This window comes from Vibrio sp. A37, from assembly GCF_059777565.1.
Genome location: NZ_JBLNLI010000012.1, coordinates 62,475 through 84,337, shown reverse-complemented (window position 1 = coordinate 84,337; position 21,863 = coordinate 62,475). Strand labels below are relative to the sequence as shown.

18 protein-coding genes and 1 riboswitch are annotated in these 21,863 nt (G+C 42.5%); of the genes, 3 read left to right on the top strand and 15 right to left on the bottom strand.

The features are described 5' to 3' along the window. Positions 1-193: 193 nt before the first annotated feature. From ACM2FC_RS18220 to apbC, 3 genes are all read right to left on the bottom strand, one after another. Positions 194-2,368, bottom strand: coding sequence for an AsmA family protein (locus ACM2FC_RS18220; RefSeq protein ID WP_498482416.1), 2,175 nt, complete (start codon positions 2,366-2,368; stop codon positions 194-196). 100 nt (positions 2,369-2,468) lie between these two features. Then, positions 2,469-3,110, bottom strand: a complete 642-nt coding sequence (gene udk, locus ACM2FC_RS18215) for a uridine kinase (RefSeq protein WP_498482415.1) — start codon at positions 3,108-3,110, stop codon at positions 2,469-2,471. 212 nt (positions 3,111-3,322) lie between these two features. Beyond that, complete coding sequence (apbC, locus tag ACM2FC_RS18210) at positions 3,323-4,399, bottom strand: iron-sulfur cluster carrier protein ApbC (protein WP_498482414.1); 1,077 nt, start codon at positions 4,397-4,399, stop codon at positions 3,323-3,325. Between the two features lie 155 nt (positions 4,400-4,554). On the opposite strand from apbC, the gene metG reads away from it, so the two are divergent. Further along, the gene (gene metG, locus ACM2FC_RS18205; protein WP_498482413.1) at positions 4,555-6,621 is read left to right on the top strand and encodes a methionine--tRNA ligase; all 2,067 of its coding nucleotides are present in this window, start codon (positions 4,555-4,557) and stop codon (positions 6,619-6,621) included. A gap of 265 nt (positions 6,622-6,886) precedes the next feature. Further along, positions 6,887-7,693: a hypothetical protein gene (locus ACM2FC_RS18200; protein ID WP_498482412.1), complete on the top strand. Its 807-nt coding sequence runs from the start codon at positions 6,887-6,889 to the stop codon at positions 7,691-7,693. A 2-nt stretch (positions 7,694-7,695) separates the two neighbouring features. Here ACM2FC_RS18200 and udp read toward each other — a convergent pair whose 3' ends face one another. From udp to moaA, 9 genes are all read right to left on the bottom strand, one after another. Continuing rightward, positions 7,696-8,460, bottom strand: coding sequence for a uridine phosphorylase (gene udp / locus ACM2FC_RS18195; protein WP_498482411.1), 765 nt, complete (start codon positions 8,458-8,460; stop codon positions 7,696-7,698). A 235-nt stretch (positions 8,461-8,695) separates the two neighbouring features. Next, positions 8,696-11,017, bottom strand: coding sequence for a zinc/cadmium/mercury/lead-transporting ATPase (locus tag ACM2FC_RS18190; RefSeq protein ID WP_498482410.1), 2,322 nt, complete (start codon positions 11,015-11,017; stop codon positions 8,696-8,698). Positions 11,018-11,100: 83 nt separating this feature from the next. Beyond that, positions 11,101-12,570 (bottom strand): MATE family efflux transporter, encoded by a 1,470-nt coding sequence (locus ACM2FC_RS18185; RefSeq protein WP_498482409.1) that lies wholly within the window; start codon positions 12,568-12,570, stop codon positions 11,101-11,103. 95 nt (positions 12,571-12,665) lie between these two features. Next, a complete protein-coding gene (locus ACM2FC_RS18180; RefSeq protein ID WP_498482408.1) occupies positions 12,666-13,082 on the bottom strand; it encodes a CBS domain-containing protein in 417 nt (138 codons plus the stop codon). Positions 13,083-13,390: 308 nt separating this feature from the next. After that, entirely contained in the window at positions 13,391-13,849 is a 459-nt protein-coding gene (moaE, locus tag ACM2FC_RS18175; RefSeq protein WP_498482407.1) for a molybdopterin synthase catalytic subunit MoaE, read from the bottom strand. A 1-nt stretch (position 13,850) separates the two neighbouring features. Further along, the gene (gene moaD / locus ACM2FC_RS18170; RefSeq protein WP_498482406.1) at positions 13,851-14,096 is read right to left on the bottom strand and encodes a molybdopterin synthase sulfur carrier subunit; all 246 of its coding nucleotides are present in this window, start codon (positions 14,094-14,096) and stop codon (positions 13,851-13,853) included. After that, a complete protein-coding gene (gene moaC, locus ACM2FC_RS18165) occupies positions 14,093-14,572 on the bottom strand; it encodes a cyclic pyranopterin monophosphate synthase MoaC (RefSeq protein WP_498482405.1) in 480 nt (159 codons plus the stop codon). Before moaC ends, moaD begins: the two co-directional genes overlap by 4 nt. Positions 14,573-14,575: 3 nt before the next feature. After that, positions 14,576-15,103, bottom strand: a complete 528-nt coding sequence (gene moaB / locus ACM2FC_RS18160; protein WP_498482404.1) for a molybdenum cofactor biosynthesis protein B — start codon at positions 15,101-15,103, stop codon at positions 14,576-14,578. Between the two features lie 105 nt (positions 15,104-15,208). Beyond that, positions 15,209-16,198, bottom strand: a complete 990-nt coding sequence (gene moaA, locus ACM2FC_RS18155) for a GTP 3',8-cyclase MoaA (protein WP_498482403.1) — start codon at positions 16,196-16,198, stop codon at positions 15,209-15,211. Then, a riboswitch (molybdenum cofactor riboswitch) is annotated at positions 16,187-16,323 on the bottom strand. (Overlaps the previous gene by 12 nt.) Before the next feature lie 362 nt (positions 16,324-16,685). On the opposite strand from moaA, the gene yvcK reads away from it, so the two are divergent. Further along, complete coding sequence (yvcK, locus tag ACM2FC_RS18150) at positions 16,686-17,570, top strand: uridine diphosphate-N-acetylglucosamine-binding protein YvcK (RefSeq protein WP_498482402.1); 885 nt, start codon at positions 16,686-16,688, stop codon at positions 17,568-17,570. A gap of 12 nt (positions 17,571-17,582) precedes the next feature. Here the strand turns inward: yvcK and luxU are convergent, their stop codons facing one another. The 3 genes from luxU to uvrB form a co-directional block, all read right to left on the bottom strand. Beyond that, positions 17,583-17,930: a quorum-sensing phosphorelay protein LuxU gene (gene luxU / locus ACM2FC_RS18145; RefSeq protein ID WP_498482401.1), complete on the bottom strand. Its 348-nt coding sequence runs from the start codon at positions 17,928-17,930 to the stop codon at positions 17,583-17,585. Continuing rightward, positions 17,931-19,331 (bottom strand): quorum-sensing sigma-54 dependent transcriptional regulator LuxO, encoded by a 1,401-nt coding sequence (luxO, locus tag ACM2FC_RS18140; protein ID WP_498482400.1) that lies wholly within the window; start codon positions 19,329-19,331, stop codon positions 17,931-17,933. Between the two features lie 248 nt (positions 19,332-19,579). Beyond that, on the bottom strand, positions 19,580-21,610 hold the full coding sequence (gene uvrB / locus ACM2FC_RS18135) for an excinuclease ABC subunit UvrB (protein ID WP_498482399.1): 2,031 nt from the start codon (positions 21,608-21,610) through the stop codon (positions 19,580-19,582). Positions 21,611-21,863: the final 253 nt, after the last annotated feature.

Genomic DNA, 21,863 nt, shown 5'->3' with positions numbered 1-21,863 from the left:
AAAGAAAAATAGTTGACAAACATTTGTGATGGATCAAGAAAAGTGATTAAATTTTGACTAATTAAGTGAGATGTAGATCAAATATTTTTTTTAACATTCGATCATCAAAAGCATTACATGGGAGATTATTTTAGGATAGGTCTTCTATTGCATAATATATAGGCCCGACAATATGATTGCCGAGCCTGAATATTTATTTAAACAAATTGTTAAGTAATTTATCTACCGCTTGTTTGGTTTTCTCATTATTTATTTTGTCGCCAAGTTTTTTGTTTAACTTATCGATACCTTTTTCTAACTCATTCTTAGCTTTTTGCTTCAAAGCATCATCTAATATCACTTTGTATTTCGGCTTTGACCAGCTTCCCGTAATCTTAACGGGAATGGTGACATCCTTCAGCTCATTGATACTTTGGCCACCTTGCCCTTTTAAAGAGCCGACAATAGACGTTCGAATCAGAGCATCTACCGTTTCCTTAACGTAATTGGCCGAGCCTTGCCCATGAACACGGAGAAGCGGCGATTTAGCACTTAAATCATCGGTAGTTGCTACACCATTCGCTAATTTGATGGTGGCTTGCATGGAGCTAAAATCGGTTTTTTGTACTTCCTCTGTGTTTCCGACGGGCTCACCTTTTATCTTGGCATAGTTTGTACGAATCATCTGAGCGATATTGATGCCATTAACCGCCCCATCAGCAAAATTAATGACGATTGTGCCCGCAACATTTTGTTTAATCCCTAGTGGAGTTAAACCTTTTCCATGGATGTTTACGTCGATGTTACCAGTACCTTCTAGCTTATCGTTGTTCACTACATCTTTAAGTAGAGGCTGTACTTTCACACCCGTAATCTTACTCAAGACTTTATAAGTTGCAGGAGATTTACGAGCATCTAGAGTCCCATTCGCCGTGATTTTCCCATCATAAAGGTTCGACGTGAATGAGGTGAGCTTCGCGATACCATCTTTAACCGAAATGCTCGCTTTTACATTTTGCATTTTTGCGTTTTGCATTTGAAACTTATCAATGGCTATCGTTCCCTTAACATCCACTGTTTTCAGCGCCGACAGTTCAGGTTCGACTTCGCCGGACTGACTTGTTGGGCTTTTTGAAGGCTCTACCGCTTGGGCGTTATTGGCTGCTTGAGCCTCACCACCTTTAGATTCAGGTTGAGCTTTGTTTTGAGAACTCAAAAACTCATCTAGATTAATATCTGGGCTATGCAAGTTAAAGCGAACCTTAGGAATGGTCGACAACGTCACATCTGACGTTCCATCCAACTCCAAAGCGTTGGCTTGCAACTTATCTAACTGCAAAGAAAGGTGCTTGTTTGCAATGTCGAAGCTTAGCGAGGTAGAAACGTTGAGTTTCATTGGAGACTGGGGTAAGGCTTGACCTTTGAGATCGCCATCCAACTTAAAATTGCTCAGCGCCACGGTAGAAAACATATGGTCGACACTCAAAATACCAGTGCCTTTAAGGTCAAAGGATAAATTAGAAGCCCCACCTTGGATGGAATAACTTAACTTATTCTCTTTATCCAGTTGGAAAGTATTCAATTCAAAATGAACCTTACCAATATTGATGTCCGGAGCTTTAAAGCTGCTGGTTACAGAGACATTTCTAAGCTCATACTGAGAGAAATCTTTTGATAATTTAAACTCCAAGCTACCTTCGGTGGTAAAGGATTGTTGGTTATTTTGTCCATTGGCAGAAAATGTTGCTTTGGTCCACTGATCCGCAGCAAACCCAGATAAGTTAAGAGACATATCAGAAAGCTTGGTAAAACTTCCTGTTTGCTTATCGGTCATTTGCAGCGTTGCATTTTCGATGGTGACGCCTTCTAAATCTACCGTCCACTTATTGGCAGCAGGTGCCGTTGTGGCACTTTTCGACGCAGAGCTCTCTTGTTCACTCGCGGTAGTATCTGCCTGAGTAGGTGCAGAAGTATTGGTGTCAGTGCTTGCTTTATTACTACTCAACAAAGCATCAATGTTCTTTGATCCATCTTTTAAAGTTTCTACGTCAATCTGAGCGCCTTTAAGCGTCACATTACCAATTCTTAGCTCTTTGTCTAACAGTGGAAGAACTGAAACATTAATACCGACTTGATTGACTTTGAACATATCAGGATTAGAAAAGCCTTTCGGGTTTTTCAACTCGGTTTTCCCGAGCTCAAATCCAATTGAAGGGAAGAACTGCCAATGAATATCACCCTGAATAACGAGATCCAAACCCGTTTGTTTTTTGACTTGTTCGACTATAAGAGGCTTAAATTGGTTGGGATTAACCAATGTGACTAAAGCAGTGATAGCTCCAGCAACGACGACTATGAGAATGGCAACGATCAGCAGCAATTTCTTCATTCGCATTTTCCTTGCAAGTTTCTTGATACCAAAAAAAGAAAGTGGCACCTAAGGTGCCACTTATCAAGAGAAAAATAAAGATTGCTCAGTTAGTACTGCGTTAAGATCGAAGCAACTTTGTGATATGCGCTTTTAGAACGTCGATAGCGATTCTGTTTTTACCACCACGTGGAACAATAATATCCGCGTACTGTTTGGAAGGTTCGATAAACTGCATGAACATTGGACGGACCGTGTCTTGGTACTGCTTCAATACGGATTCCATCGTCCGATCGCGCTCTTCTACATCACGCTTCAAACGGCGAGTTAAACAGATATCAAGCGGGGTATCCATAAACACTGTCGCGTGCATTAGATTACGAAGTCTTGGGTCAGTCAGCAGTAAGATGCCTTCCAAAATGATCACTTTCTTTGGCGTCATCGTGGTCGTTTCTGCCATGCGAGTGTGCTCTGCATAGCTATATTCTGGAAGCTCTACTGATTTTCCTTCAATCAACTGTTCTAGATGAGAGCAAAGTAACTCATGATCCATCGCCTTTGGATGGTCATAGTTGGTTTTAACCCTTTCTTCCATACTCAGGTGACTTTGATCGTTGTAGTAACAATCTTCTTTGATCACACCAATTTGGTGATCGCCAACTTTAGCTCGAAGTTCATTATAAATAGTGTTGGCGATTAAACTCTTACCGGAAGCAGAAGCGCCAGCGATACCGACGATTACGCATTGATTATTAATAGACATTATCTATCGCACCTGATGATAGTATGGTAAAAATTTAAGGATATCCTCAGATAAATCATAATTGATTAATCTAACAACACCCTTAATAAAAACCGCCTGATTATACGAGCTTCATCTTTCAGATACTAGATATGTCTGAAGATTTATTCGTTTCTGCTCAACCAATATCTCGGCTAAATGATACCGATCAAGTCGAGCATGTTAGGCTCAAGCTACTCAACCATTGTTAAAGGAATAGCGTCAGGTTTTTCTTTACCTTGCCAATACAGGCGGCTACAAACATTATCCGCAAGATCCAGATAATATTTCGCATGCTCACTGTTTGGCCTTGCAATCACTGTTGGCTTACCTGCATCAATATCTTCACGCATCGATATATGCAGCGGTATTTGTGCCAAAAGAGATAATCCGTAATCGGTCGCCATTTTTTCCGCTCCACCATGACCGAAAATATGCTCATGGTGTCCACATTGACTACAAACGTGATAACTCATATTTTCGACCACACCTAACACTGGCACTTTTACTTGCTCAAACATTGTCGCGCCTTTGCGGGCATCTGCTAGTGCTAGATCTTGTGGCGTTGTTACAATAACTGCAGCCGTCACTGGAAACCTTTGCGATAAGGTCAGTTGGATATCACCTGTGCCCGGTGGCATATCAATAACAAGATAATCAAGATCTGGCCACTCAGTTTCCTCAAGTAACTGTCCGAGAGCCTTAGATGCCATAGGACCACGCCAAATTGCTGCTTGCTCTTTGTCGACGAGATAACCTATCGAATGAGTATAAAGGCCATAAGCGTTAATTGGCTGCATCCACTTGTTGTCTTTTACTAAAGGACTCGCATCTTGTTGATCGAGCATCATAGGGACAGAAGGTCCATAAATGTCTGCATCTAACAGGCCGACTTTTGCTCCGCTACGTGCAATTGCCAAAGCAAGGTTGACTGAAGTCGTGGACTTACCAACACCACCTTTTGCAGAAGTAACAGCAATGATGTTTTTTACACCTTTGGTGTATTTAGCGATATGCGACTCAAGGGCTTTGACCTCGGTTTTTATCGTCACATTCACTGGAGGAATCTGGTTTGCCTCAAGTTGCTGTTTAACCCAATCTTGCAGTTGTGTCTCAATACTATTGGAAGCGAATGGCAGGGTGATGCCAATATTGCTGCCATCCGGCTCAGTCAGAACATGTGGTTGAGCAGCCCAATTTTCGATGAGCTGAGGGTGCTGAAAATCATTCAGCCATTGAGAAAAATCTTGTTTGGAAATTAACTGACGCATATATCCTCCGTTTGGCCTAATCCTACCATCTCGCCAAGCAAGACAAAACCCAAGGCTTATACGGTTTTTCGTTTAGTGGAGTCCTTTGATTTAATGAAGTCATGAGTTAGTATTACTCATCATTTTTATACCTATCGAAAAGCGAAATAATAAGTATGGCAACCGATCCAAGAAACTTTCTTTCTAGAAAATTGCTGGTAACTTGCGCCCTCCCGTATGCTAACGGTTCAATTCACCTTGGCCATATGCTCGAGCATATTCAAGCTGATATCTGGGTACGCTATCAACGCCTGCGCGGCAACACTGTGAATTTTATCTGTGCCGATGACGCACATGGCACGCCAATCATGCTGAAAGCACAGCAGATGGGTATCTCTCCTGAAGAGATGATTGCCGCAGTGAGCGAAGAGCACCAAAAAGATTTCGCCGGATTCGATATTAGCTTTGATAACTACCACAGTACTCACTCAGATGAGAACCGTGAACTGGCTTCGCACATCTATCTACAACTCAAAAAGAACGGCTTCATCTCAAGCCGCACCATTTCTCAACTTTACGATCCTGAGAAAGAGATGTTCTTACCAGACCGCTTTGTTAAAGGCACCTGCCCGAAGTGTAAGTCAGAAGATCAATACGGTGACAACTGTGACAACTGTGGTGAAACTTACAGCCCAACTGAATTGATTGACCCGAAATCAGCAGTCTCTGGTGCGACTCCTGTAATGAAGGATTCTGAACACTTCTTCTTCGATTTGCCTCAGTTCGAAAGCATGCTTAAAGAGTGGACTCGCTCTGGTACTTTGCAATCAGAAACAGCAAACAAAATGCAGGAGTGGTTCGAGTCTGGTCTGCAGCAGTGGGATATTTCCCGTGATGCGCCATACTTTGGTTTCGAAATCCCGGGCGAAAAAGACAAGTTTTTCTATGTTTGGCTAGACGCACCTATCGGCTACATGGGTTCATTTAAAAATCTATGTGACAAACGCGATGATCTTGATTTTGATGAGTACTGGAACAAGGATAGCCAAACGGAGCTTTATCACTTCATCGGTAAAGACATTGTTTACTTCCACAGCCTTTTCTGGCCTGCAATGTTGGAAGGCTCTGGTTTCCGCAAACCAAATAACGTCTTCGTACACGGCTATGTCACGGTAAATGGCGCTAAGATGTCTAAATCTAAAGGCACGTTTATCAAAGCAAGTACATACTTAGACCACCTCGACCCAGAATGTCTCCGCTACTACTACGCTGCGAAACTAAATAGCCGCATCGACGATTTAGATCTTAACCTTGAAGACTTCACTCAACGTGTTAATGCAGACGTAGTAAACAAAATTGTTAACCTTGCTTCACGCAATGCTGGATTTATCAGCAAACGATTTGAAGGCAAATTATCTGCGAATTTCGCTGAGCCAGAACTATACAATGAGTTCGTTGCAGCAGCTGACCGTATCGCTGAGCTTTATGAGACTCGTGAGTTCGGCCGAGCAATTCGTGAAATTACAGCACTAGCAGACAAAGCAAACCAATACGTTGATGAGAAAGCGCCTTGGGTTGTTGCGAAAGAAGAAGGCAAAGATCAAGAGCTACAAGATATCTGCTCTGTAGGTATTAACCTGTTCCGCGTTCTGATGACATACCTAAAACCTGTGATGCCTGAACTGGCTGCTCGCTCAGAGTCTTTCTTAAATGAAGAACTCACTTGGCAAGGTATGCAGTCACCGTTAACTGACCATACAATTACCAAGTTCAAGGCCCTGTTTAACCGTATCGACCCGAAAAAAGTTGATGCTATGGTTGAAGCATCAAAAGAAGATGCGGCAGCTGAGGTGGCAGCAAAAGAAAAAGCGGAAGCGACTCAAAACGAAACTGAACTGAGCAAAGACCCAATTGCGGAAGAGATTGAGTTTGACGCCTTTGCTAAAGTAGACATGCGCATTGCAAAAATCATCTCTTGTGAAGAAGTGCCAAAGGCAAACAAACTGCTTAAATTCCAATTGGATATTGGTGGTGAAACCCGTCAAGTATTCTCAGGTATTAAATCTGCTTACAAGCCTGAAGAGCTAGAAGGCAAATTGACAGTGATGGTTGCCAACCTAAAACCTCGCAAGATGAAGTTTGGTATGTCTGAAGGCATGATTCTGGCAGCAGGTCCTGGTGGTAGCGATCTTTGGATCCTCGAACCGCATGAAGGCGCTCAACCTGGAATGCGCGTCATGTGATCTCTCTTAACACTTATACCTATTACAGCAATTTTTGATCAATTAGTTGCTGGCATTGGTTTTATTCAAATCCCCAGCTTTCAAGCTGGGGATTTTCTTTCTAGGGCAAATTGCACCAACTTGATACACTCCTCATAAAGCAACATTTATAATTGATTGATTTTAAATGACTTTACCCTTGGCATGTTATCTGCTTCAACGAAATGAAATGCTTCGAAATGTCATATTGGCCAAGGACATTTCAATCACTGGAGGAGGAGAGCCCATGTTCATACTTATCTCGATCTTAGTATCGTGCTGCGTTTTACTCTCCCTAATGTTTCTTTCAAAGCAAAGGGAAACAACATTCACACGCAAGTACGACGTCGTCGTTATCTTGCGCGAAATTCTACTTCTAATCCGTAAATCTCGTAGCTACACTCACTGCAATATAGTGTTAAATGAAAATACCAATAGCAAAGTACTCGATATCACCGCACAACTTGAAGAAAAGTCCAACCAATTAATCGCTCTCTCTCCATTTGAAAGTAAATCAACTTATCGAGTGTTCCAGCTTATGTTGCGAGCCTTATCGAGAGAGTGGCAAGATCGATCGGTAGCGCGGAATCAAATGATCCATGGAAAGACGATTCGCCACTGCTTATTTCTTATCGATGAAATTGTTATTACATGGCTAGTTGAAGCGGGAAGAGAAGACTTGAGTGTTGAATATCACCAAAACTGGCAACAGGTAGCAGACTCAATGGAAGTTCTGACTCAGCTAAGAATTTCCCTACAAGATATACATAGTGTTGAAGGTTATGAGCGCTCTAAGTATTACTGCACCAAAATGCGTCGAAAAATAAATCTGCTTTCAATTATCTCGCCGCTGACACTGACTTCTCCGGCCTGCGGTAAAGCGTTAAGAACTTTAGAAGAGCTCGTTAGTAACCCAAATTATGAGAGAGATATCGACTGCCTATATCAGCTAACTTCGGATATCTCTCTTAATATTGCTAGGGTATATGACCAAATATTATCAGACCTTACAGAGCAACTTTACGCACCATTGCCAAAGGTGAGTTTCGCATAACATTATGACGTTAGCATCTTACGTGCAGCATCCACGACGACCTGAATTGTCCGTACTTCCGTAGATTTCAAAGTCTCTTGATCTGGTATCTCTTTTTGCGTGCGATTTACCAACACACCCGCGACACAACCAGCCTTTAGACCCGAACTTGCACACATAGTCAGCAAAGTAGCAGACTCCATTTCAAAATTGAGCACGCCCATCTCTTGCCACTCTTTCATCGAGCCTTGGAAGCGTTTAACTACCCGACCTGAAAACGTATCGTATCTCTCTTGCCCTGGATAAAATGTATCGCTTGATGCGGTTACACCCATGTGCACTGAGCTGCCAGACTCTATTGCTGCTTCGCGCATAGCCAGTACAATGTCAAAATCTGGTACAGCTGGAAACTCTAACGGCGCGAAGTGTTGGCTTGCTCCATCTAAACGAACCGAGCCTGTGGTAACAATGATGTCACCTACATTTACATGAGGTTGAATAGCCCCCGTAGTTCCAACGCGCAGGAAGTTAGTCACTCCTAACTGAGCCAACTCTTCAACTGCAATAGAAGTAGAAGGTCCACCAATACCAGTAGAACACACAACTACCGAATGACCGTTCAATTCACCCAAATATAAGGTGTACTCTCTATGGCTAGTTAGAAACACAGGGTTTTCCAACAGCTCTGCAATTTTCTTAACCCTAGCTGGATCGCCCGGGATAATCGCTAACGTCGCACCCTTTAAATCTGGTTGTGTGATACCTAAATGAAACACCGCTTCGGACATATGAGCTCCTTGCTTGGCTTGTTGCCTTTGTATTGATTCATAGTTTAGACGGATAATTTATAGATTAACTACTCTAATTTATGTGATAAAAAACACATATAGTGGTAATCAAATAATGGAAATTGCATAGTTAATCGGTTTGCATCACATTTAGTAATATTCAACAAGTACCTATAGCAAAAGCGCTCACATTAAATGTGAGCGCTTATTCAAAGTGGGCTTGAGTGCCTAACGATTACTTAGACTTTTTAGCTAACTTCGGCTTATAACTCAATAGTCTCAACGCATTTAGAGTAACCAAAGCAGTTGCACCGCTATCGGCAAGTACTGCTGCCCAAAGCCCTGTCACCCCTAACAAGCTAGTGACTAAAAATATTGCCTTCGTACCAACGGCCAAAGTAATATTCTGCTTAACATTAGCCAGAGTGGAGCGAGACAACTCAATCATATTCGCAAGCTCAACCAAGCGATTATGGGTAATTGCAGAGTCTGCCGTTTCAAGAGCAACGTCTGTCCCTCCTCCCATAGCGATACCAATACTCGCTGCCTTCATCGCTGGCGCGTCATTGATACCATCACCCACCATCGCTACGTGGTGTTCACGAGACATTTGTTCCACATAATCGACTTTGTCTTGGGGCAACAAGCTTGCTTTATAATCGATACCAATTTGGGCGCTCATTGCGGCAGCACTTCTTGGGTTATCTCCCGTAAGCATAATTGAATTGATACCCAGTGCTTTTAGTTGACGCACGGCTTGCTCAGAGTCTTCTCTCAGTGTGTCTTGCCAAGCAATAATTCCAACGACTTGCCGTTCATCTTTAATCACCACGACAACCGTTTTACCATTACTTTCAAGGCGTTGTACTTGTGACTCGATGTCACTATCCAGTTGGATATTAACCTTGCTTGGTGCGATAGCACTATATCGAATGCCATCGACAATACCCGTGACTCCACTACCGATTAATGCCTGTTTATCTACTGCTTCAGGCAATGTAATGTCTAAGCTTTCCGCTCTTTTTACCAATGAAACCGCTAGTGGATGGCTCGACCCGACTTCAATCGCCGCAGCCGCTACCAACAACTCATGTTCGCTAAGACCCGAGTATGGCAAAACATCAGTTACGTCGGGTTTGCCTTTAGTCAACGTACCCGTTTTATCAAAAGCAATCGTTTCAACTTTACCCAGCTGCTCAAGTGCGGCTCCACCTTTGATGAGCGCTCCACGACGCGCTGCTGCGGCAAGCCCAGATGTAATGGCAGCAGGTGTCGAAATAACCAAAGCACAAGGGCAAGCAATGAGTAACATAGCAAGACCACGATACACCCAAGTATCCCAAGGTTGTGCAAAGAACAACGGCGGCACTATTACGACAGCCAATGCGACTAACATCATTGCTGGTGTATACCAGCGGCTAAACTTATCGAGAAACCTTTCAAGTGGTGCTTTTCTAGATTCAGCCTGTTCAATAAGGTGTAAAATTCTATCGATTGCATTTTCACCTTGCTCTGAAGTAATAGCGAATCTCACCACCTTATCCACGACAACCGAGCCAGCCATAACTGCTTCATCTCGATAACGCTCAACAGGGATGGATTCTCCAGTTAATGCACTTTCATCAAAACTGGCAGCAGCGTCAATCAACTTACCATCTGCTGGTAACCTTGCTCCCGGAGCAACCTCAATAACATCTCCCGGTTTAAGTTCACTCGCCGCCACTTCTACCCTTTCTCCATCGACGATTTTTATCGCATTTTCAGGGACAAGTTTCATTAACGCTTGAACGCCACTTCTTGCTCTAGATGCTGCAAAGGCCTCTAGCCGTTCACCAATCAAAAAGAGCAGCAACACCATTGCGGCTTCCGTTGTTTCACCTAGATATAAAGCACCAAGAGCCGCTACGCTCATTAATGTTTCAATAGCAAACGGAGTACCAGACATTGCAAGCCTTATCGCTTTTGTAGCAATTGGATAAAGGCCAATGATGCAGGTAAAAATGAATATCCACTCACTCACTAACGGGTAAAATGGATTGAGAGATGCAGCAATACCAACAGCGAGAGCAACAGAGATAACATGGAAGTTTTCTTTGAGGAATTGTAGCTTGCCTGATGTTTGTTTTGATTGAGAGGTAGAATTTGCACTCTCTTTTAGTGTAAAACCCGTTTTTTTGACTATCGTTTTTACTTTATCGACGACTGAATCGTCTTCGATTTTTACTACTAATTTTTCGGTAGCAAAGAGCACTTTCGTCTCTAGTACCCCGTCGACATTGGAGACTGCTGTTTCTATTTTACTTGCACAAGATGGGCAGTCCATTCCTGCTACAAGCCAACTTTTTGTTACATAGCGACCTTCAGCCTTTCGCCGTTCACCTTCTTCTTCTAACGATTCGTCGCTAGAACTGGAACACGAACTGCTACCACAGCACGAATCTAATGCTGTCACACCTTCAATCTGAATGGACGTTAATTTTGGCGAGGAACACGCTGCATTAAAACCTGGATTAAATATTTGTTTGCTTACGCGACAAGCTTGATGTTTAGTGCACATATTCTGTCTCCTTCATTGAATGTACACTAAGTTTAAACCTTGGAGCATACTCCAAGGTCAAGAGAAAATTTTAAAGTTAATATCTAAGTTTTGCGAGAGTATTCATCTTCACTGTTCTTAGTCGCAGCACTCACCTCTTCAATCAACATCGCATCGTGAGAACAAAAAGGTTGAGTATTGACACACTTGATAGACGGATCGTCCACCGCCACCGCAAGTTCTTCACCTTGCATTAAATGCGTAATGTGACGTCTTAGCACAACAATCGCCAGTGAGCCAAAAACGAGTGTTCCAATAGCACTACCATACAAAACACCGACGGCCCCGGATAGATGAGCACCAATATAAACAAATGGATAAGTACCGATCGTCGCTTTGCCAAGGTTGAGTGCCGTCGAGTAAAGTGGTTTGCCTAAGTTATTAAATGACGCATTGGCAACAAACAATGTGCCATTAAAGATATAACTGATCGCAATGTAAGTGCAAAACGTTGCGACGATGACCGCTGCGTCACCTGTTAGCTTAAATGCCTCGATTATCAGCCCTTGAGCAAAGTAAAGAATGATGCAAACGACAAGCACGTAAGAAATGGTAACAACAATCGAGTTTTTAAGAATATCTCTGATTCTATCAAAGCGCTCAGCACCAAAGTTCTGACCAATAATCGGTCCAATAGCACCAGACAGCGCAAATACGATACAAAATGTCACGGGCACAACACGACCAATCACTGCATACCCTGCAACATAGTCCTCACCAAATTTAGCGATAAATGCCGTAATGATTGCATTTCCAATTGGTGTAGCCGTATTGGTAATAATGGCTGGTACAGCAATACTACAGATCGACTTTAGGTGGTTAAACCATCTTGTCACAGAAGGCATAGCCAATAAGTCATACACTTTTATCAACGGGTATATCGAGAAAAACAGCACAGTGAACCGAGCAATAACCGAAGCTATCGCAGCTCCTTCAACGTTCCAACCAAACGCAAAGATAAAAATTGGATCAAGCGCAGCATTAACAATGCCGCCATATAATTTCGACCACATTGACCGTTTGGCATCTCCTGCAGCCCGCAAGCCAGCGCCACAGGACATAGCAAGGGAAAGTATTGGACCAGATGGGATTAAAATTCGCAAATAATCTGCCGCTCGCTCAGCCGCAAGCCCTTGTGCACCTATTGCATGTAGCAATTCGGGGATATACAAAAACATGATTACGCTAACGATAGAGCTAATAATGAATGCGGTCATTACCACACTAGTACCCAACTCTCTCGCTTTTTGGCGCTGTTTAGCACCTATGGCTTTCGATACCAAAGCCCCCATGGCAATAGAAGTGCCGATTGAAATAGAGGTAGAGAAAAAGACTAAAGTGCCAGCGAATCCTATCGCAGCTGCAAGCTCTACTTGTCCCAACATACTGATAAACAGCATATCCAGTAAGTCGACGACAAATAGCCCCATCAGCCCAACTGAGCCTGCTCCAGTCATTACCAAAATATGCTTCATTGTCGAACCTTCGACAAATTTGGCGTGATGATTCGACATAGAATTCCCCAAAAAAAAGAAAAGGCGCAATCAGCGCCTCAATCGTGAACAGCAGTTTAGAGCGGCTCTTTTACTCAGACAGAGCAGCTATAAAGTTAAACTGGGTGCTGGAAACAATCATTGAGATTTTTACCGATAGCTTTTAATACATCAGAACGAGTGATAATTCCAACTAATTTTCCACCATCAACAACCGGATAGGCTTTCGGCTTACCTACCTTCATTTTATCCGCCAATTCGATAATGCTAGTGTCAGGCGAAACTGACAGCACTTCACCATGCATGCAGTCCCCGACAATGTGAGTGTCTTGACAGAAATAACTGACCTTAACGAGTTTTTCCAACAAGTCTTGTTCAGAGAGAAAACCAATAACCTCTTCCCTATCATTGATTACAGGTCCGCCCATATGAGGAGATTTCATCACTTTTTCTAAGGCAGCACTTAACGACATTTCAGCTTTAAACGTGACGGCTTTCGTCGTCATATAATCTTTAACTTTGAGTGATTCCATCCCTCATCTCCTAAATACGCGAAAACACAAAATAGCTATACCTTAATTGTTGTTTAATTTCTTGAATTTACTAAATGGATTTCACTAATTTTACTAATAGGTGATGCCTATCAAATTTTACGGGAGACACACTAATAAGCTTTTCAGTAAAAAGAGGAGGGGTAATGGAGATTTTAAAGAAGGAATTCATGAAATTAGGGCACTCCCTAATTTCAAATCTGTCGATTATACCAATGCCATTAATTAAGTGATCAGAATATTACGCTGAACAATGATTAAATAATTGATGGAATTGGTATTTGGAGGAACTAACTTTTCTTCCAGCGATTTGCAGCTTCTAAGTCGGAATCACGTGATTCAATCCACCGCTCAGAATCATTCGTCCGTTCTTTTTTCCAAAACGGCGCTTTGGTCTTCAAGTAGTCCATAATGAATTCGCATGACTCGAACGAAGCACCTCGATGAGCACTGGCAACACCCACAAAAACGATTTCCTCACCCACGTCTAAATCACCGACACGGTGTATAACGGTAATTTCTGAAAGCGGCCAACGTTCATCCGCTTGCTGGCAAATTTCAAGCAAAGATTGCTCTGTCATTCCAGGGTAATGTTCTAAGCGAAGACCTTTTACATCATCACCTAAATTCATATCTCGAACTTTACCAATAAATGTCACGACAGATCCTGCAGAAGGATCGGCGGAAAGCCTCTGATATTCATCACTGATCGAAAATGGTTCAAGTTGAACAGAAATATTTATTGCCATATTAACCACCAGTAACCGGAGGGAAAAATGCGACTTCATCTCCATCAACAACAGGGTTATCGAAAGAGACAATCACCTGATTGACGGCTGCGAGTAACTTACCTTGTTCCAGAGCAAGCGCCCACTTACCTGGTTGACTTGCGAGGTAATTGCGCAACTCTTCTACCGTAGCAAAGTTAGATTCCAGTTCGAGAGAATCCTGACCTATGAGTTCTCGAGTTTGAGCAAAAAAAAGTACTTTTATCATTCTTGTACCTTGAAATGACCTGACTTTCCGCCAGATTTTTCCAAAAGCCGAGTTGAGCTTATCACCATATCCTTTTGCACTGCTTTACACATATCGTAAATTGTTAGTGCTGCGACTGAAGCAGCAGTTAACGCTTCCATCTCGACTCCAGTTTTACCAGAGAGTCTGCAAACCGATTCAATACGAACACGATTTTCACTTTCTATGGCCTCGAGGTGAACCTCTACTTTTGAAAGTAACAAGGGATGACAAAGTGGTATGAGGTCCCACGTTTTCTTAGCAGCTTGAATGCCTGCGATTCTCGCTGTAGCAAACACATCACCTTTGTGATGATTCCCTGAAACAATCAATTGCAGTGTCTCGGTAGACATTTCTACGAAAGCTTCTGCGCGAGCTTCTCGAACCGTTTCCGCTTTCGCGGAAACGTCAACCATATTCGCCTCACCTGAAGTATTGATGTGGGAAAGTTTACTCATTAGTTAGCCCTGACAAAATTCGGCAGAAAGATGTGGCATGAAGTTACATGGACGATTGGTCGCATCCAACTGCTGCTTAATTATTTTTGTCCAAGCTGTGCGGCATGCACCAGTTGAACCCGGCATTGCGAAAATAACGGTATTATTCGCGAAACCCGCAACTGCACGTGATTGGATGGTTGATGTGCCGATTTCTTCATAAGAAACTGCGCGGAATAACTCACCAAATCCTTCTACATGTTTATCAAATAGTGGCGTGATGGCTTCTGGAGTGCTGTCACGAGATGTAAACCCAGTTCCACCTGTGATTAGAACCGCTTGAACATTTTCATCAGCAATCCAGTTAGAAATGATAGCGCGAATCTTATACTTATCATCAATAACGATTTGTTTATCGACGACTTCATGCCCGGTTTCTTTTGCGTGTTCTGCTAAATAACCACCTGACGTATCATTTTCCTCTGTGCGAGTATCGGAAACAGTTAAAACTGCAATTTTTGCTGGTTTAAATACACTTGCTGCGTGGCCCATCGTATTCACCTGTTTAAGTCGATTTATATAGGATTCCCAAGTTTAGTTACTTGGGACAGTATTAAAGTTTTTTCTTATGAAACACGTTATATCGGATCGGAAATATCAGCCACCGATAGACGCTAGATGTGGTGTCGCCCCTGAGTCGCCATCATGCAAATGATGACTAACCGATTTAGACTCTAATTGGGTTTGAATTCGGGTAATTAGCTCTTCTTCTTGCTCGTCATTTTGCAACAGATCACGCAGCTCAACCCCATGATCACCAAACAAACAAAGATGAAGTTTACCTTTCGCAGATACCCTTAATCGATTGCAAGTTTCGCAGAAGCCCTTCTCGTAAGGCATGATTAAACCAATTTCGCCTTGATAGTCAGGATGAACAAACACTTGAGCAGGACCGTCATTCGCTTGCTTGACTTTTGGTAGCCAGCCATCATTGAGTAACTGAGTGCGAATCAGAGCTCCAGAGACATGGTTTTGTTGGAAAAACTCATCCATTTCTCCGGTTTGCATCAGCTCAATAAATCGCAATTGAATCGGCCGTTCTTTAATCCAACTTAGAAAAGCCGGAATTTCCCGCGAGTTAAAGTTATTCATTAAAACAGCGTTAACCTTAACTTGCTCGTACCCAACTTCAAAAGCTTTATCGATGCCTGCCATTACCTGATTAAACTTGTTTTCACCTGTTATTTGGTGAAACATTCTTGGGCTCAAACTATCAACACTAACATTGATGTGAGTTAACCCCGCATCTCGCCACTGTTCAACTTGTTTAGCCATACGATAGCCATTGGTAGTGGTCGCTACTTTCTCAATACCCGGCATACTAGCGACAGTGTTAATGATATCGCTAAAATCGCGCCGAAGGCTAGGTTCACCACCAGTAATACGTACTTTTGAGGTACCACAATCAGCAAACGCTTTAACCACACGTTTGATTTCTGGCAGACTTAAAAAAGAGGATTTTTCGCCATCCACAGGTTGATAACCTTCAGGGAGGCAATAAGTACATTTAAAGTTACAAACGTCAGTAACTGACAAACGCAAATAATAAAACTTGCGCTGAAATTTATCTTCGAATTGTTGCGCCATTCAACACCTTTCCAAACACGGGAGGCATAGTCATTTCCAACTGTGCCCTTGTGACTTCAGTCACTGGCTCATAAAGCTTATTCACGGGTGAACTTAGCTCGATGAGCTCGGAGCTATGGCAACCAATAGTGGTAAACCGACCATTGGTAGCTAATTAAACCTATTTTGAGTGTGGGATTTTACCTATCAATTGATAAAATACCAGAGATAGCTCAAAATATTCTGTGAATGGGTAGCGTTTACCCACTCACTAATAGATATTAGCTCTAAAACCGCCCCAAAAAAACCAAAGAACCAAATATCTTTGCCGATAATTAATATCAATGCACGTCAACATTTTCATTGCTCTAGCTCAATGGAACTTTGACAAACATTATCCAATAACAAATTATTCTTTTTGGGATACAAGGTTTGTTGACCTAAATAATAATAAATAAGCACGCTCAATAAAGACCTAAAGACCAATAATGGGCGAGAGATTGTTTGTATGACTCTGTACACAGATAAGAAAATAGTGGCGATAGGTGGAGGCCACGGGCTAGGAAGAGTACTTTCGGCTTTAAATGACTTCGGTAGCAACGCCACCGGTATTGTTACTACAACAGATAATGGCGGCTCTACTGGCCGCATTCGGGACTGCCAAGGTGGAATTGCTTGGGGAGATACTCGCAATTGCATTAATCAGCTGATCACCGAACCTTCAATCAGCTCTATGATGTTTGAGTATCGATTTAAAGGCGCAGGTGAACTTGATGGACACAATCTAGGCAATTTGATGCTAACGGGTTTGGATAACCTTTCCGTAAGGCCGTTAGATGCAATCAATCTAATCCGCGACATGTTAAAGGTGAATGTCAACATAATCCCAATGTCTGAGCACCCTTCTGATTTGTCTGCTCTATCCGTCGATGGACGCTGGGTTACAGGAGAAACCAGTATTGACGAAATGGTGGAAAACCTTTGTAGATTAGAATTAGCGCCTAGTGTTCCGGCAACGAAAGAAGGCGTTCACGCTATCGAGCAAGCTGACTTGATCATCATTGGCCCAGGTAGTTTTTTGACCAGTATAATGCCACCCTTGCTGTTGCCAGATATCGGTTATGCCATTGCGAATAATAATAACGCAAAGTTCATATTTATCGACAACTTAGCACCTGAAACTGGACCGGCGGGCCGCATGACGCTACAACAAAAATTGCAATGGGTTGAACGAGCATGCCAAGCAAGGAAAATCGATATCGTTATTGGTGAAGATGACTATTCTGCTATTGAAAGTGACTGGACCTGCAGAAATGTTGAATTGGCCTCTCCAAACAGAGGATGGCGTCATGACAGAACAAAGCTGCAGAGCGCCATTGAGAGTATATTGTGAAGAAAAAGTAGGTTATTGCGATACTATCTGGCGATAACGCTTGTAGGTCTGTTGTAGCACTTCTAGCATCTCGTCAGTATCCTTCTTCTCGTCTACCGGTTGCCCTGCTTTAGCTTTTGCATCAATCGCAATTGCACTAGCGCACAGGGCTTCTGCTCCGAAGCTCGCTGCACTACTTTTTAAAGCATGGCTAATCTCTTTTAAATATTCGGAAAGACTCCCTGTTGGATTGGATACGAGGTTAGTAATATAAGCGTCTAGCTCACCAAGAAATATTTCCAATAATACAGGCACATTTTCTTTGCCTACTTCAGCCGCAAGTCGATCTATTTTTTCTTGATTCAGAACTTCCAATGCCATTTATAGATTTTCCTTTTCTTTTGAATTCCAAGCCTGAAGTTTTCGATAAATTGTCGAAGGGCTAACATCTAAGTATCCCGCAGCCTTGGGAATATTGCCGTTACAAGCCTCAATTGCCTGCTCGATTGCAACCTTTTCCGTCATCCAAAGTGGGAAGATATCTTGAACTGTCAGGCTTGCAATATCTTGCTTCTGAACCCGTATCAAGTTGTCATTTGGCTGATTCAGTGGCGGCGGCAACATATCAAGATCGATTTCCTTACCATTGTTCAAAACCACGACATTTCTCAACACGTTTTGCAACTGACGCACATTTCCTGGCCACTCATAGTGATTAAAGCGCTCAACAACCTCTGGAGCCAGCCGAATAAAATCTTTTCCTTCTTCGTGAGACATAAAGCCCAAAAGAGAATATGCAATCTCTATGACATCTTCGCCCCTATCTCTTAATGGAGGCAAGTGGAGAGGGATAACATACAATCGATAATACAAGTCTTCTCTGAAGCGGCCTTCTTGAACCTCTTTCCATGGGTCTCTGTTTGTCGCACATACAAAACGTACATCAACACTTTTCATTTTTGAAGAGCCCACTTTCTGAAACGTACCAGTTTGTATGAAACGCAACAACTTGGTCTGCAAATCTAAATCCATTTCACAAAGCTCATCTAGAAAAAGAGTGCCTCCATCAGCTAGCTCAGCCGCACCTTGCCTATCTGTTGCAGCGCCAGTAAAAGCGCCTTTTACATGGCCGAACAACTCACTTTCAATCAAATCTTTTGGTATTGCGGCGCAGTTAATGGCAATAAACGGCTTGTCCCCGCGCTTACTTGCTGCATGTATCGCTTCAGCACAAACCTCTTTGCCTGTACCACTCTCGCCCGTGATGAAAATACTTGCTTTACTTGAAGCCGCAGAATCTATAGTACGGTAGACAGCCTGCATTGTATGGCTACTACCTATAAAACCTTGATATTTTTGATTACTAGGATCGCCCGCTTCATTTTTTAATTTGGTCGCCTTGCGAATAGCATTGTTCACCGTCACTCTGAGACGATCAGCCTCACAAGGTTTAATAAGAAAGTCCTGAGCGCCATGGCGCATAGCTTCAACAGCCGTATCGATAGAGCCATGTGCAGTCATGAAAATGATTGGAACACCCGGATGTGTTTGCTTGACGGCGTAAAGCACATCCATACCTGTCATATCAGGCAAGCGCAGATCGAGGAGAATGAGGTCTGGAGTACGAAAGGTTAAGCTTTCTATCGCCTCTCTACCTGTACCAACAATATTGATGTCTATCCCTAACGGGGTTAGATATGAACGATACAAAACTGCGACTGATGCGGTGTCCTCCACCATCAGCAAATACTTATTTTTTTGATTCAGTGTTGATTGTTGCATAACCTAGCCATAATGCTTTGCATTTTGTATAAATGATTGCATTACGAATTGCATTTTGCAAATTTTTTCCTTAAAAATAACCAAAATATATCAATTATCCGTAATATATAATTGGCACGGTATATGCTGAGTAATAACTAACCCTAACGGGTTACCTAGCCAACTGACGTTGTTAGTGAACTTAGTATTCACAAATATGAGCCAATAGAACCTCTTTCTATTGGCTATTTTTTTACCTGATTTTTATTCTAGCTGTTCGATATAAACTGCTTACGCATAACTTCGATTTTATCTCGTTTTTCTGCAGCGAGCTCAAATTCTAGATCCTGAGCATGCTGATACATTTGCGCTTCCAATTTCGAAATTTCCTTTTCCAGCTCTTGAGGCGAAAAAGACTGATAGGTTTGAGAAGGCTCAGCCACCTTTGATAACGGCACTTGTTTGCTTGATTTCTGCTTTTTAGATTTCGCGATGTCACCAAGCTCCATAATGTCTTGTACATTACGTTTCAGCGCCGTTGGAGTTATACCATTTTCCTCGTTGTAAGCTTGTTGCTTCTCTCGACGGCGATGAGTCTCATCCATTGCTTTTTTCATCGACTTTGTTATCGAGTCAGCATACAAAATAGCTTTGCCTTGAATGTTCCTTGCCGCACGGCCAATAGTCTGGATTAGTGATCGCTCTGATCGTAAAAAACCTTCTTTATCAGCATCAAGGATAGCGACCAAAGATACTTCTGGCATATCGAGACCTTCTCGCAACAAGTTAATTCCAACCAACACATCGAATTCACCTAAGCGTAAATCTCGTATTATCTCAACCCTTTCAACAGTATCTATATCAGAATGCAAGTAGCGAACTTTTACGTCATGCTCATCTAAATATTCAGTTAAATCCTCAGCCATACGTTTAGTTAGAGTCGTGACAAGCACTCGCTCATCTTTCTTCGCTCTAATCCTTATTTCAGAGAGAAGATCATCGACTTGAGTCGCTACTGGGCGAACCTCTAACTCTGGGTCTAGTAAACCAGTAGGTCGAACAACTTGATCGGCGACGTCACCGGCTGACTTATCCAATTCGTAGTTACCTGGGGTAGCAGAAACAAAAATTGTCTGCGGTGCCAAAGACTCGAACTCTTCAAACTTCAGCGGTCGATTGTCCAATGCGGAAGGTAAGCGAAAGCCAAATTCAACCAGTGTTTCTTTTCGTGAACGATCGCCTTTATACATTGCCCCAATTTGCGGGACAGTGACATGAGACTCGTCAATAATTAGCAGTCCATCATGAGGCAAATAATCAAATAGTGTCGGTGGTGGTTCACCTTCGTTGCGACCACTAAGGTGCCTTGAATAGTTCTCGATCCCTGAGCAAAAACCAAGCTCAGTCATCATTTCAACATCAAACTGAGTTCTTTGGCTTATACGCTGCTCTTCTATTAATTTGTTGTTGTCGCGTAAATAGGTTTGCCGTAGACGTAACTCTTGTTTAATGTTTTCAATGGCTTCTAAGATGCGATCACGTGGTGCGACATAATGAGTTTTTGGGTAAATTGTGTAGCGAGGGATATCCCTCTGCTTAATTGCTCCAGTCAGCGGGTCAAAAATACTGATGCATTCCACTTCATCATCAAACATTTCTATCCGCACAGCGTCTTGATCTGACTCTGCGGGAAAAACGTCAATCACTTCTCCACGAACTCGAAATTGTCCTCGTTGAAAAGCAACTTCATTACGCGAATATTGTAGCTCGGCAAGTCGGCGCAAAATATCACGTTGGTTGATAAAGTCCCCCCGCCGTATATGCAGCATCATCTGTAAATACGACTCAGGATCCCCAAGACCATAGATAGCAGAAACGGAAGCCACTATGATCGCATCCTTTCGCTCTAACAATGCCTTAGTGGCAGACAGGCGCATTTGTTCGATATGGGCATTTACTGACGCATCTTTTTCAATAAAAGTGTCCGTAGTAGGGACATAGGCTTCTGGCTGATAATAATCGTAGTAAGACACGAAGTACTCGACAGCGTTATTTGGAAAAAACGACTTCATTTCTCCATAAAGCTGGGCGGCCAGTGTTTTGTTAGGGGCGAGTACAATCGCAGGCCGCTGTGCCTGAGCAATAACATTGGCCAATGTATAGGTTTTACCTGATCCGGTAACACCTAATAACGTTTGATGCGCTAGTCCTGAGTCTAACCCTTCAAGTAGCTGATTTATCGCAGTAGGCTGATCTCCCGATGGACGATACTCAGACACTAAATCGAACACTTTACTCATACCAACCTCATTAATAATCCATTCAATACATCAGATAAATGTGCATTAGCTGTATATCGTACCTATTCTCGCTTTATCTGCCATTTACATCAAATCAGAAATCCATATTGCTTAACTAACCTCAGGTTTGGATCAGAAAGTCATCAACACCTTATATTTCAAATGAACATCAAGCTTAATAACTCAGTATGGCTAGTTAAGATGGATAGCAAGGCAAAATCATAAGGTAATAGCGAGTCTATTGCGTTGATTT

What these genes read in the sequence shown, in the direction of transcription:
- ACM2FC_RS18220 (WP_498482416.1), bottom strand. Translation starts at nt 2,368, where the DNA reads ATGAAGAAATTGCTGCTGATCGTTGCCATTCTCATAGTCGTCGTTGCT.
- udk (WP_498482415.1), bottom strand. Translation starts at nt 3,110, where the DNA reads ATGTCTATTAATAATCAATGCGTAATCGTCGGTATCGCTGGCGCTTCT.
- apbC (WP_498482414.1), bottom strand. Translation starts at nt 4,399, where the DNA reads ATGCGTCAGTTAATTTCCAAACAAGATTTTTCTCAATGGCTGAATGAT.
- metG (WP_498482413.1), top strand. Translation starts at nt 4,555, where the DNA reads ATGGCAACCGATCCAAGAAACTTTCTTTCTAGAAAATTGCTGGTAACT.
- ACM2FC_RS18200 (WP_498482412.1), top strand. Translation starts at nt 6,887, where the DNA reads ATGTTCATACTTATCTCGATCTTAGTATCGTGCTGCGTTTTACTCTCC.
- udp (WP_498482411.1), bottom strand. Translation starts at nt 8,460, where the DNA reads ATGTCCGAAGCGGTGTTTCATTTAGGTATCACACAACCAGATTTAAAG.
- ACM2FC_RS18190 (WP_498482410.1), bottom strand. Translation starts at nt 11,017, where the DNA reads ATGTGCACTAAACATCAAGCTTGTCGCGTAAGCAAACAAATATTTAAT.
- ACM2FC_RS18185 (WP_498482409.1), bottom strand. Translation starts at nt 12,570, where the DNA reads ATGTCGAATCATCACGCCAAATTTGTCGAAGGTTCGACAATGAAGCAT.
- ACM2FC_RS18180 (WP_498482408.1), bottom strand. Translation starts at nt 13,082, where the DNA reads ATGGAATCACTCAAAGTTAAAGATTATATGACGACGAAAGCCGTCACG.
- moaE (WP_498482407.1), bottom strand. Translation starts at nt 13,849, where the DNA reads ATGGCAATAAATATTTCTGTTCAACTTGAACCATTTTCGATCAGTGAT.
- moaD (WP_498482406.1), bottom strand. Translation starts at nt 14,096, where the DNA reads ATGATAAAAGTACTTTTTTTTGCTCAAACTCGAGAACTCATAGGTCAG.
- moaC (WP_498482405.1), bottom strand. Translation starts at nt 14,572, where the DNA reads ATGAGTAAACTTTCCCACATCAATACTTCAGGTGAGGCGAATATGGTT.
- moaB (WP_498482404.1), bottom strand. Translation starts at nt 15,103, where the DNA reads ATGGGCCACGCAGCAAGTGTATTTAAACCAGCAAAAATTGCAGTTTTA.
- moaA (WP_498482403.1), bottom strand. Translation starts at nt 16,198, where the DNA reads ATGGCGCAACAATTCGAAGATAAATTTCAGCGCAAGTTTTATTATTTG.
- yvcK (WP_498482402.1), top strand. Translation starts at nt 16,686, where the DNA reads ATGACTCTGTACACAGATAAGAAAATAGTGGCGATAGGTGGAGGCCAC.
- luxU (WP_498482401.1), bottom strand. Translation starts at nt 17,930, where the DNA reads ATGGCATTGGAAGTTCTGAATCAAGAAAAAATAGATCGACTTGCGGCT.
- luxO (WP_498482400.1), bottom strand. Translation starts at nt 19,331, where the DNA reads ATGCAACAATCAACACTGAATCAAAAAAATAAGTATTTGCTGATGGTG.
- uvrB (WP_498482399.1), bottom strand. Translation starts at nt 21,610, where the DNA reads ATGAGTAAAGTGTTCGATTTAGTGTCTGAGTATCGTCCATCGGGAGAT.